Raw genomic sequence first — 11701 nt, 5'->3', positions numbered from 1 at the left:
CGCTCACAGCCGCCGGACCACCCGGTTCGCCACGGACGCGTACGCGATGCCGACCGCCAGGGAGGCGAAGAGGGCCAGGAGGGGGGAGGTGTCCCGGAGGTAGGGGTAGACCTGGAAGTGCGTCAGGTAGATGTAGAGCGAACTGCTCGCCAGCACCCCCGCGACCCGGTTGAGCGGGCCGAGGCTGGGCAGGGTCGTCACCCAGATCAGCAGCGCCAGGCCCGACATGGAGAGAACCGTGCGCTGGGGCTGGTCCTGGAAGAGACCGGGCAGGGTGAGCAGGAGTACGGCGGTCAGCAGCAGCCGTTGCCGTACGGTGGTCGCCCGTGCGGCCGCCCAGCCCAGCGCGAACAGCCAGAAGACGACCGTGGGGCCCAGGTGGAAGCGGGCGGGTGCCAGGTCCAGGAGGTCGTGGCGGCCGACCAGCCCGACCGCCATGAGCGCCAGCGGCACCCCGAACGCGTACCGCCGCTCCAGCCGGTCCAGCAGCGGCACGGTCATCAACGCGCCGACGACGACCAGGATGTAGACCAGGGCCTCGACGAACCAGTAGTGCCACTCGTACCGTTCGGTCCCCTGGTCGAGCAGGCTGTTGACCAGCAGGGCGTTGGCCGGGTCGTAATGGTCGCTCAGCGCCACCGCGCAGGCGATCCACGCCACGCTCGGTACGGCGATCCGGGCGATGCTGCGCCACAGGTGCCGTATGCGCTCATGGTGTTCGGCGTCGGTGAGGTGGAAGCGGGCGAAGTTGTAGCCCGCGACGCCGATGAGGACGTGGGCGGCGCCCTGGAGCGAGAAGACGGGGATGTGCGAGCCGGCGATGAGGACGATGCCGATGGCTCGCAGGGCTATGCCGGTCTCCAGGGCGGTGCGCCGGGGCCGCCGGAACCGTCGCGGAGGTTGCCCCGAGGCTTCCTCCGCCTTCGCCTTTGCCGACCTGGTTGCGGATAGCCGGAGTTCGCGGATCGGCGTCGTATGCCAGTCGGAAGGCAGTTCGCCGAGCGTCTCCTCCAGGCGCAGCGACATCTCGACGTAGAGGAGCGAGTCGCCGCCCAGGCTCACGAAGGTGCTGTCCTCGGTGACGTCGGTGCGGTCGAGGATCTCGGCGTAGAGACGGCACAGGTCGTCGGAGGGACCGGGCGCCTCCTCCGGCGCCGGGCGGGTCAGTCGGCGTACGGCCTCGTAGTCGGGCTTGCCCGTGGCGAGGCGCGGGAGCTCGGCCCCGGCTTCGGCGAGGACCCGGACCCGAACGGCGCGCGCCGGGAGCCCGCACTCCTCGGCGACCAGTCGCCGGAGCCGGGGTTCCTCACCGGCGTCACCGAGCGCGACCACGGCCAAGTGGTCCCCGTCTCCGGCGCAGTAGGCGCTGACCCCGTGCAGACCCATCAGCTCCTCCACGCGCTGCGGGTCGATCCGCAGCCCGAGGATCTTGGCGAAGCGGCTGCGGCGGCCGACGATCTCGTACAGCCCGTCGGGCGCGCGCCGAGCGAGGTCGCCGGTGTGCAGTTCCGCAACGGTCCGGCCGAGGCCCAGGTCGGCCGGTCCCTCGGCGTAACCGAGCATCACGTTCGGGCCCGAGTAGACCAACTCGCCGACCTCCGGGCCGTGTCCGTCGTCGGCCGGCGAGCCGTGTCTGTCGGCTGAGCCGCGTCCGTCGGCGGCCGGTGAGCCCTGTCCATCGGCGTCTTGACCGTGCCCGCCGGTCTCCGGTTCGCGTCCGCCCTCCGGCCTCTGTCCGTCGACCGGTTGGAGGCGGAAGGAGCCGCCCGGGATCGGCACCCCGACGGCCCCCGGGCGCTCGGCGGCGAGGTGGGGCGGGAGGTAGGCCATGCGGGCGGTGGCCTCGGTCTGGCCGTACATCACGAACAGTTCCCAGCCGGAGCGGCGCCCCAACTCGGCGTACCGCGCGACGCGTTCCGGCGCGAGCCGTCCGCCGGCCTGGGTGACGCGGCGCAGGTGCGGCAGTTTCATCCGCTCGAAGCCGACCCGGTCGAGCAGGTCGAAGGTGTACGGCACTCCGGCGATCGAGGTGCCGTGGGCGGCGCGGAACTCCTCCCAGAACGCGGCCTCGGAGACCGACCGTTCGGTGAGGACCAGCCCGGCGCCGCGCAGCAGATGGCTGTGCAGGACGGACAGGCCGTAGCAGTAGTGCATGGGGAGGGTGGTGGCCGCCCGGTCGGTGTCGGAGATGCCGAGGTACGTGGCGATCGACTCGGCGTTGGCCTGCAGGTTCTCGTGGGAGAGACGGACCAGTTTGGGGGAGCCGGTGGAGCCGGAGGTGCTCAGCAGCAGGGCGAGGTCGGGGTGGAGGGTGTGGGCGGAGCCGGGGCGCCGTTCGGCCAGGTTCCAGCTCCCGTCGGCGTCCGGGCGGGCCACGACGTCCGGGTCGTACGCGCCGGCCAGCGCGTCGATCGTGCTGTCGCTGTCGCCGGGGACGAGCAGGACCGGGTGGCCGGCGGAGAGGGCGGCGAGGTGGACGACGAGGGCGTCGGTCCGGTTGGCCCCGGCCAGCAGCAGCAACCGGCGCCCGGGTCCGAGGCGTTCGGCGGTGTCGGCCACCCGCTCGGCCAGGCGGCGGTAGGTGAGCTCACCGTCGGGGGTGATCAGCGCGGTGCGGTCGCCGTACGCGGCGAGGGCGCGGGCGAAGGGCACGCCGGCCGGCCGTACGGACGGCTCGGAGGGCACAGGCGACTGGGCGGGCAGCTGGGTGGGCGGGGCGGGAGTGAAGGGCCGCGGGGTGGGGAGGGCGGACGGAGCCGTGATCGGCTCGGGAGGAACTATCACAGGGCGCGCCCTTTCCGTGGCAGCGTCCGCTGCTAGCACTGATCTCTTGACTGTTAGGTGAGCTTTACCTTATTCATAGCCTATTCATACATTCCAACGGTTCCTCGCGGCACCGCTCCGCCGCTCGCTCCACGACGCGACCAGCGGCGTACCGGCGAGCCACGCAGGAAGGCACAACACAATGCGACGCCCCATGGCCCTGGCCCGGCGGATCACCGCGCTCGCCGCGGCCGGTCTGCTGCTTCCCGCCCTCGCCGCCTGCGGTGGCGACAACGACAACGACGGCGGCAGCCAGGGAGCCGACGGCGACGCCCTCGTCATCTACTCCGGCCGCAACGAGAAGCTGGTCGACCCGATCCTCGACAAGCTGGAGGAGGCCATCGGCACCGAGGTCGAGGTGCGCTACGGCGACAGCGCCGAACTGGCCGCGCAGATCCTGGAGGAGGGCGAGCGGACCAAGGCCGGGCTGTTCTTCTCCCAGGACGCCGGCGCGCTCGGCGCCCTCTCCCAGGAGGGCATGCTCCAGGCGCTGCCGCAGGCCACCCTCGACAAGGTCGACGAGGCCTACCGCGGCTCCGACGGCGACTGGATCGGCCTGTCCGGGCGCGTCCGCGTCATCGCGTACAACCCGGACCAGGTCAGCGCGGACGAGGTCCCGGACAGCGTCCACGACGTGGTGAAGCCCGAGTGGAAGGACAAGGTCGGCTTCGCGCCCACCAACGCCTCCTTCCAGGCCTTTGTCACCGGCATGCGCGTCCTGGAGGGCGACGACGCCACCCGCGAGTGGCTTCAGGCCCTGAAGGCCAACGGCGCCCAGATCTACACCAACAACCTCGCCACGCTCGACGCCGTCGAGGCCGGCGAGGTCTCCCTCGGCCTGGTCAACCACTACTACTGGTACGAGCGGGTCGCCGAGAAGGGCGAGGACGGGGTCAACGCCGCACTGCACTACCTGCCCGGCGGGGACCCCGGCGCCCTGATCAACGTCGCCGGGGCGGGCATCCTCAAGGACGGCGGGCAGAGCGCGGCGGCCCAGAAGGCCGTGGACTACCTCCTCTCCGAGGAGGCGCAGACCTACTTCGCGGACGAGACCAAGGAGTACCCGCTGGCCGCGGGCGTCACCAGCGAGGTCGAGGACCTGCCGCCGCTGGACTCCCTCGAAGCCCCCGACATCGACCTCGGCAAGCTGGAGTCCCTTCAGGAGACCCTCGCCATGCTGCAGGACGCCGGGCTGGTCTGACGGGCCGTGCACAACACCTCGGAGCCCGCCGCCCGCCGGGCCGGAGCGTCGCCTGCCCCGGTTGGCGCACCTGTCCCGACCGGCGCACCTGTCCCGACCGGCGCACCGGTCCCGACCGGCGCACCGGTCCCGACCGGCGCACCGGTCCCGACCGACGCATCTGCCCCGGCCGGCGCACCGGTCCCGACCGACGCACCTGTCCCGGCCGGAGCACCTGCCCCGGCCGGGCGCGGGCTGGTCAGGGCCGGTACGACGGCCGGCAGCCGTAGACCACCCCTCATCCTCCTCGTCCCCGCCTGCGTGGCCGCCCTCTTCGCCCTGCTCCCGCTCGGCTATCTCGCGGTCCGGGCCCTGGAACGCGGCCCCGCCTACGCCTGGGACATCGTCGCCGACGAACGCACCCTGCAACTCCTCGGCCGCAGCCTCGGCCTCACCGTCGTCGTCGTGGGGGCCTGTCTGCTGCTCGGGGTCTCGCTGGCCTGGCTGACCGTGCGCACCGCCCTGCCCGGGGCGCGCGCCTGGTCGGTGCTGGCCACGCTGCCGCTGGCGGTGCCCAGTTATGTGGCGGCCTTCGCGTGGCTGTCCGCCGAGCCCGGCCTCGCGGGCTTCGGCGGCGCCGCGCTCGCGCTGACCCTGGTCAGCTTCCCGTACGTACTGTTGCCGGTCGCGGCGGCGCTCAGGGGCATCGACCCGGCGCAGGAGGAGACCGCGCGCTCCCTGGGGCACGGCCCACTCCGTACGTTCGTACGCGTCACCCTCCCGCAGCTGCGTCCGGCGGCCGCGGGCGGCGGCCTCCTCGTCGCGCTGTACGTGCTCTCCGACTTCGGCGCGGTCTCGCTCCTGCGGTACGACACCTTCACCCGCGCCATCCACACCTCGTACCGCGCCTCCTTCGACCGCACCCCGGCCGCCGCGCTCAGCGTCGTCCTGGTGGTGATGACGGTCACGCTGGTCGCCGCCGAGGCCCGTACGCGCGGCCGCGCCGGACACGCCCGCACCGGAACGGGCACCGCCCGCCCCGCCACCCCGCTCCCACTGGGCCGGTGGCGACCGCTCGCCCTGCTGTGGTGCGGGGCGGTGGTGGCCGTGGCCGTGGCCTTCCCCCTGGGCACCCTCGCCTACTGGCTCACGGCCGGCAGCTCGGCCACCTGGGACCTGGGCGCGCTCGCGGACACCGCCTGGGCGACGCTCGGCGTCGCGGCGGCGGGCGCGGCCCTCACCACCGTCCTGGCCCTCCCGGTCGGGGTGATCGCGGCCCGGCACCGCGGCCGCGGCGCGAAGCTCCTGGAACAGGCGGCATACGCGGGCCACGCCCTCCCCGGCATCACCGTCGCCCTCTCCCTGGTCTTCTTCGCGGTCCGCTACGCCTACCCCCTCTACCAGCAACTCCCGCTGCTGGTAGGCGCGTACGCGGTCCTCTTCCTGCCGGTCGCGGTGGCCGCCACCCGGGCCGCCGTGCTGCAGGCACCGCCCGTCCTGGAGGACGTGGCCCGCTCGCTGGGACGGCGGCCGTGGCAGGTCCTGCGCGAGGTGACCGTGCCACTGGCCGCGCCCGGAGTGGCGGCCGGGGCAGCCCTCACCTTCGTGGTCTGCATGAAGGAACTCCCCGCCACCCTCCTCCTGCGCCCCACCGGCATGGACACCCTGGCCACCCGCCTCTGGACCGAAACGGGCGCGGGTTCCTTCGCGGCGGCCGCCCCCTACGCCGCCGCACTGATCCTGCTGGCCGCCGTCCCTTCGTACCTCCTAGGCAGGCACCGCACATGAACGAACTGCACGTCGAAGGCCTGACCAAGGCATACGGTCCCGGGGCTCCGGTCCTGCGCGGCCTGGACTTCACCGTGCCGTCCGGCTCCCTGGCCGCCGTCCTCGGCCCCTCCGGCTGCGGCAAGACGACCCTGCTGCGGATCGTCGCCGGCTTCCTGCACGCCGACGCGGGCACGGTCCGTGTGGGCGACCGGGTGCTCACCGGCGCGGGCGCCCATGTCCCTCCCGAGCGGCGCCGCGTCGGCATCGTGCCGCAGGAGGGCGCGCTGTTCCCGCACTTGAGCGTGGCCCGCAACGTGACCTTCGGCCTGACGGGCGTGGACCGGGCCGAGCGCAGCCGCCGTACGGAGGAGATGCTGGAACTGGTCGGCCTGGCGGGCTACGGCGACCGTATGCCGCACGAGCTGTCGGGAGGCCAGCAGCAACGTATCGCCCTGGCCCGGGCGCTGGCTCCCCGCCCCCAACTGGTCCTGCTGGACGAACCGTTCAACGCCCTCGACAGCGCACTGCGCGCGGGAGTACGGGCGGACGTACGGTCCGCGCTGCGCGCCACCGGGGCCACGGCGGTGCTGGTCACCCACGACCAGCAGGAAGCCCTGTCCACCGCGGACCTGGTCGCCGTCGTACGGGACGGCCGGGTCGCGCAGTGCGACTCCCCGCAGGCTCTCTACCGTCGCCCCGCCGACCCCTGGGTCGCGAGTTTCGTCGGTGACGCGGTCCTGCTGCCGGGGAAGACCGACGGCAACGGCACGGCGCGTACGGCACTGGGCACGGTCGCCCTCTCCGCCCCACTCTCCGGCCTGCGCACCGGCACGGTTCTGCTCCGTCCGGAACAGCTCCGACTCACCCACCCGGACGCAGAGGACGCGGTGCGGGGCACGGTGACCGACGTCTGCTACTACGGTCACGACGCCATGGTCACCGTGACGGTCGCGGGCCACGACAGCCCGGTCGACATACGGGTCGCGGGGCAGCTGTCGGTCGGCCCGGGGGAGGAGACGGGGGTCCGGGTACTGGGGGAGGGGTCGCTGCATCCGTAGCCGCACAGCGGAACGGCGCGGCTGACGGCTGAGCTGAACGGCTCAGCGACACGCCGTGGATGCGGCGTGTCGCTGAGACTCTCGGTGCACTCGGAGGCCGTTGACCGTGGGTCAGCTGCGGAGCACTCGGAGGACCAGCTTCTTGAGCTCGGCGTGCCCCTTGGCGTTGGGGTGGTAGGAGTCGCCGAGCGCGGGGGTGTCGACGGGCTCGGTCAGGAAGGACTCCGCACTGCAGATCTCATGGTCCGCGTAGGCGGGCTGCGGGTTCAGGAACCTCATCTTCGTACCGCCGACGGCCGACACCGCATCTCTGATCACCTGGTTGAGCTGCGCGGCGGCTCGGTTCATCTCGGAGCGCACGAGCCGACTGGGGTTGAAGACGTCCTCAAGGACTGTGCACGTTCCATCCAGGTCGAACAGCTCGGGGTAGCCGATGACGACCAGGTTGCGCAGGTTCGGGGCGGCGTCCAGGATCTCGTTGTAGGTCGCCTCCAGTCGTGGCTGCAGCTCGTTCTCCATGATCGACAGAGAGTCGTTGAGGGCGACGGCGCAGCCCCCTGTGATGTCGGGCAGGACGACGCAGAGTTCCATCGCCCGGGCGAACTTGACGTCGTTGCCGCCGATGGTGAGCGTCACCAGGTCCGTCTGGTCGTTCAACGCCGCCAGCTGTCGGTCCCGGACGTCCTGGGTGACCGCCCCGGCGCACGCGGCGAAGGTGTAGCTGCCGAGAAAGCCGTTGGGCCCGCCGTCCTCCTTGGCGAGCAGCGCGGAGTACGCCTTCTCACTGCGCTGGCAGTTGTTGTTGTGGTTGACCGAGGCCGGCGGGGCGTTCACCGTGAGGGTGTCCACCGGGGGAATCGTGGTGTCGTTGGACATGTACGGGTCGGCGCCGGTGCCGGCCGAGTAGGAGTCGCCGAGGGCGACGTAGGCGCCTCCGCCTTCGGCGCCGTTGGCGGTGAACGGTATGACGGCCGCGGCGGCCACGACGGCCAGGCCGGAGAGCCAGGCCAGGGTCTTTCTGCGGGGAGTGCGGCGGGCTCGATGGCCGCTGCCGACACTGTTGGCACTGCGAGTTGACACGGGGGTACGTCCTTTCGCGGCTGGGGGGGGAGGAGGCTTGGCAGCCGGAAGGGCGGCATGCGGCACGGGGAGGCACGCTTGAGGGGAGGGGCGGGCAGGCCGCACTGGAGGACGGATGGCGGCCTGCCGCATCAGCTCAGGGGTGCTCACACAGGGATGGCTCACGCGGGGGTGGGTTCGTGCCGGAAGGCGCCCGTTCCGGATCGCTTCGGAGTCGCGGATACCTCTGGACCGTTCCGGATCGTTCTGGATCGCTGGGGGTCGCTGGGGGTCGCTCTGAGTCAGGAGGAGCCGCTGCCTCCGCCGCCTGATCCGGCCAGCTTCAACTCGTACGGCCCACCCGGCGGAATGACAGGGTCGATCGGCTGGAAGTGGGACTCGTTCTCCACGGGCGGGTTGACCTCCTCCCCGCACTGACCGTTGATGTTGTTGCCCGAGGCGACGGTCCCCAGGGCGACAACCGCCCCTGGCTGGGTGACATCGCCCGCGAAGGTGTAGACGGGGGCGCCGCTGTCACCCCCCTTGACGCACATGCTCGCCCGCACCATGCCGTTGTACGTGGTGGTGCTGCCGTCCGGGTTCGGTATCTCGACGGATTCATTGACCGCCTCGATCTCGCCGCACGTCTCGTCGGTGGTGACGCCGAGCTTGCAGACGACGGTGCCCACGATCATCGTCCTCTGGATGTTGATGACCGGCTCGTCCACGAACGCGAGGTTCGGCACACTGGAGTGATCCTGGTTCAGCTCCACGAAACCGTAGTCGCCGTCCGCTCCGTCGTGGATGTCGAACGCGGTACCGGCGTTCTGGCCCTTGAACTGCACCGGAGTGGCCGCGTCGAGACAGTGGCCGGCGGTGATGAGGCCGTCCGTAGTGGTTGTGCGAGGGTCACCCGGGATGTCCTCGATATCAACCCCCCAGCCGGCCGTACATCCCTGATTGCCGATCGTGATCTGTTGTCCGGGAGGGACATCGACGGCCCTCTGGGGCGTGCCCGTCTTCTTGGTGACCTTCACCGCGTCGCCGTACTGCTCGGCCTTGGCCAGGAGCGGTGCAACGGCATTCTTGGGGGAGGAGTACGAGACCTCGACCTTGCCGCTCTTCGGATTGATGCCGACGGTCATGCCGGCCTCGTCCTCTGCGGAAGCGAGCAACTGCTGCCGGATCTCCGTCAGTTCGTCCCAGCTGGCAGAGACCTGACGCGGCGTCGCCCCGGCGTCGCGCGCCAGCGTGCCGCCCTTGTCGGTCAGGACGTTCACCACCAGCTCACCATTGCTGTTGATGTACGCCGACTGGATGTCGTCCGGCGCCTCGGCCCGCAGTTCCTCGGCCGTCTCCAGGTACCGCTGCTGGTTCCGCATCCGAGTCTCCGCGGCCTCGCGGTCCATCCCCGAGCCGACCAGATAGTCGACCGCCGCTTGGTAGGTGCGCTCGGCGTCGATCTGCCCGGGTTCCTCCAGGGACTGAGTGGGCGTCTCGTCGGGGGGACTCCCACCCGGTGCGGCGATGCCCACCCCGGCCGCCAGCACGACCGCCGCGCCGCCGGCGATCAGCCCGACCTTGGTGCGCCGCCCTGTACGTCCGGGCCGGTTGTGTCTTGCGCTCATGGTCACGTCCTTGTCTTCCGAGAAGGTGCGTTCCAGGAGAGCGTCGGCGTTCAGGGCGGTCCGCCAGTAGAGTCAAATATCCTTGGTGAAACGTGTAGATGGGCTTTTTCCGAGCGGCCAGAGGGGGTTTCGTTGCTTTTCGAGCCGTTCATTGGCGATGTAAAACAGAGGTAAATAAGAACGGAGAGGGAGGGGCCCGTGGCAGCCTACTGGTGAGTTGTTTCCCGCAGGCTTCCGGTCTTGATCGCGTGGAGCAGGTTCGCCGGTGTGTGGGGTGTCGTGGCGGCGGTCTCGTGCGGGTGGTCGCTCTCGCGGAGGTGGATGTGGTGCGGGGAGGATGCCGCCAGCTCGACGCAGCTGCCTTCGCCGCCGCCGCTGAACGAGGACTTCTGCCATGTGAGTTGGGGCATGCCGGTTCCTTTCACAGGGTGTACATGACGTGCTGGATCAGGGTCAGTGAGTCGCGTGACTCGTGCGACTCGGGCGCCGATTCCGGGTCGACTGGCGACAGCGCCAGGTCTGACAGTCGCTCGAACATTTTGGCGTACTCGTCGAGCTGGTCTCCATCGTGGAGGAAGAGCGAGTTGACCCAGGGGAGGTACCCCCGCCCTCATCCCAGTTGGCGAGGCCCGGACCTGGTCAGCGCGCAGGCGCCCAGCCACCCGAAGGAGCCCCCTATGGAAGATCCCCCAACCCCCACCGACGTCTCCCTCGTCTTCCCACCCCAACCCGTCTGGGTCCGTGCCGCCCGCGAAACCGTCCGCACCCTCCTCACCGCCTCCCAGCGCCCCGAACTCACCGACACCGCCGTTCTGTTGACCTCGGAGGCGGTCACCAACGCCATCAACGCCTGCGTCGAGAAGGGTTGCGCCACCCCGGTCACCCTCCACGCGGGCTGGGCCGACCCGGCACGCCTACGGGTTCTCATTCACGACGAGGCCCCGGGCCTGCCCACGGTCCGCACCTCGACCGGCTACGACGACGAGAGCGGCCGCGGCATACAGCTCATCTCATTCGGTGCCGAGGCCTGGGGCATCTGCACCCACGGCCCCGGTCCGGGCAAGGCCACCTGGTTCGAGCTGGGCCTCGCGGCGGAATAGCGCTGTCCAGAGGAAGGGTTCGCCGAAGTACGGCGACTCGGGCGGCTCGTCGTGCATGCGGCGCAGCTCGATCTCCGTCAGGTCGGAGAAGATCCGGCGGAGGGAGTCGGGGGTGTAGGCGAGGCCGCCGTGGAGGGCGGAGTCGCGGTAGAAGGCCTCGTCGGGGAGCTCGGAACCCATGGCGCCGACGGCGAAGCAGGTGAGGGCGAAGTGGCCGCCGGGGGCGAGGCGTTGGTCCAGGAGGGACAGGTAGCTGATACGGCGGTGGGGCGGCAGGTGGTGGAAGCAGCCCGAGTCGTGGATCAGGTCGTACGGGCCGTCCAAACCGGTTGCCTTGAAGGCGTCCGCGCACTCGAACCGGACGTTCACCCCGGCCCCGGCCCCGGCCCCGGCCTCGCGAGCCCGCTCCTCCGCCCATGCGATCGCCGTCGGAGAGAGATCCACCGCGTCCACCTCGAAGCCCAGCGAGGCCAGATACAGCGCGTTGCGCCCCGGACCGCAGCCAAGGTCCAGAGCCCGGCCGCTCGGTGGGATCAGGCCGCGCTCGACGTACGACACCAGGTTCTCGTCCGGCTTCGCCACGAAGAACGGCACCAGTTTGGAACGGTCGGCGTAGAAGCCGTCCCACCAGTCCGCTCCGTCCTCCGTCCACCGGTCGGCCTCCGGGGCGAACAACCTGTCCATGAGCTCCAGCACGTCGTCGACCGTGCGAATGTCCCGGCCCGCCTCGTCCATGTCCATCTGGTCCCCGTTCGTGAAGGTGCGGTGGCGCGATGGGCGGAACGCTACGGCCGGACGGGGGGAAACGCCAGGTCAGCCTGGGTTCCGGAACCGGTGGAGCGGTTCGTGAAGAGGCGTGGGTGTGGGTGCGGATCCCTCCACGCGCGGCAGTTGTGTACCGCCGCCCACGCGCCCGGGAGAAGGCGCCTTGAGGGCGCTCACGGCAGCGCCCAGGTCGTTTTCTGACCTGGCAAGTGCTCGCAGCCACTGACGTTTTCTCAGCGGTGATCATTTCCAGATTCCGTTGAGGGCGAGGGCGGCGCGGGCGATGTCGCCGATTCGGCTCGGGCTGAGGGTGATGTG

9 protein-coding genes are annotated in these 11701 nt (G+C 70.9%); 4 read left to right on the top strand and 5 right to left on the bottom strand.

The annotated features are described in order from the left end of the window. Positions 1-3: 3 nt before the first annotated feature. Positions 4-2784 (bottom strand): AMP-binding protein, encoded by a 2781-nt coding sequence (locus tag ACWD3C_RS23520; protein ID WP_451146924.1) that lies wholly within the window; start codon positions 2782-2784, stop codon positions 4-6. A 181-nt stretch (positions 2785-2965) separates the two neighbouring features. On the opposite strand from ACWD3C_RS23520, the gene ACWD3C_RS23515 reads away from it, so the two are divergent. From ACWD3C_RS23515 to ACWD3C_RS23505, 3 genes are all read left to right on the top strand, one after another. Beyond that, positions 2966-4024, top strand: coding sequence for an iron ABC transporter substrate-binding protein (locus ACWD3C_RS23515; protein ID WP_451146922.1), 1059 nt, complete (start codon positions 2966-2968; stop codon positions 4022-4024). Positions 4025-4258: 234 nt separating this feature from the next. Further along, positions 4259-5791: an ABC transporter permease gene (locus tag ACWD3C_RS23510; RefSeq protein ID WP_451147082.1), complete on the top strand. Its 1533-nt coding sequence runs from the start codon at positions 4259-4261 to the stop codon at positions 5789-5791. Continuing rightward, positions 5788-6831, top strand: a complete 1044-nt coding sequence (locus ACWD3C_RS23505; protein ID WP_451146920.1) for an ABC transporter ATP-binding protein — start codon at positions 5788-5790, stop codon at positions 6829-6831. Before ACWD3C_RS23510 ends, ACWD3C_RS23505 begins: the two co-directional genes overlap by 4 nt. 111 nt (positions 6832-6942) lie before the next feature. On the opposite strand, the gene ACWD3C_RS23500 is transcribed toward ACWD3C_RS23505, so the two are convergent. The 3 genes from ACWD3C_RS23500 to ACWD3C_RS23490 all read right to left on the bottom strand — a co-directional run bounded on the left by ACWD3C_RS23500 (position 6943) and on the right by ACWD3C_RS23490 (position 9928). Then, entirely contained in the window at positions 6943-7911 is a 969-nt protein-coding gene (locus ACWD3C_RS23500) for an SGNH/GDSL hydrolase family protein (protein ID WP_451146918.1), read from the bottom strand. A 281-nt stretch (positions 7912-8192) separates the two neighbouring features. Then, complete coding sequence (locus tag ACWD3C_RS23495) at positions 8193-9518, bottom strand: S1 family peptidase (RefSeq protein ID WP_451146916.1); 1326 nt, start codon at positions 9516-9518, stop codon at positions 8193-8195. Positions 9519-9724: 206 nt separating this feature from the next. Further along, the gene (locus ACWD3C_RS23490) at positions 9725-9928 is read right to left on the bottom strand and encodes a DUF397 domain-containing protein (RefSeq protein ID WP_451146914.1); all 204 of its coding nucleotides are present in this window, start codon (positions 9926-9928) and stop codon (positions 9725-9727) included. A gap of 267 nt (positions 9929-10195) precedes the next feature. On the opposite strand from ACWD3C_RS23490, the gene ACWD3C_RS23485 reads away from it, so the two are divergent. After that, positions 10196-10618, top strand: a complete 423-nt coding sequence (locus ACWD3C_RS23485; protein ID WP_451146912.1) for an ATP-binding protein — start codon at positions 10196-10198, stop codon at positions 10616-10618. Here the strand turns inward: ACWD3C_RS23485 and ACWD3C_RS23480 are convergent. Beyond that, positions 10529-11359: a class I SAM-dependent methyltransferase gene (locus tag ACWD3C_RS23480; protein WP_451146910.1), complete on the bottom strand. Its 831-nt coding sequence runs from the start codon at positions 11357-11359 to the stop codon at positions 10529-10531. The genes ACWD3C_RS23485 and ACWD3C_RS23480 overlap by 90 nt on opposite strands. Between the last annotated feature and the right edge of the window lie 342 nt (positions 11360-11701).

It is taken from the genome of Streptomyces sp. NPDC002845 (genome assembly GCF_053591955.1).
This window is presented reverse-complemented; position numbering and strand designations above follow the sequence as displayed.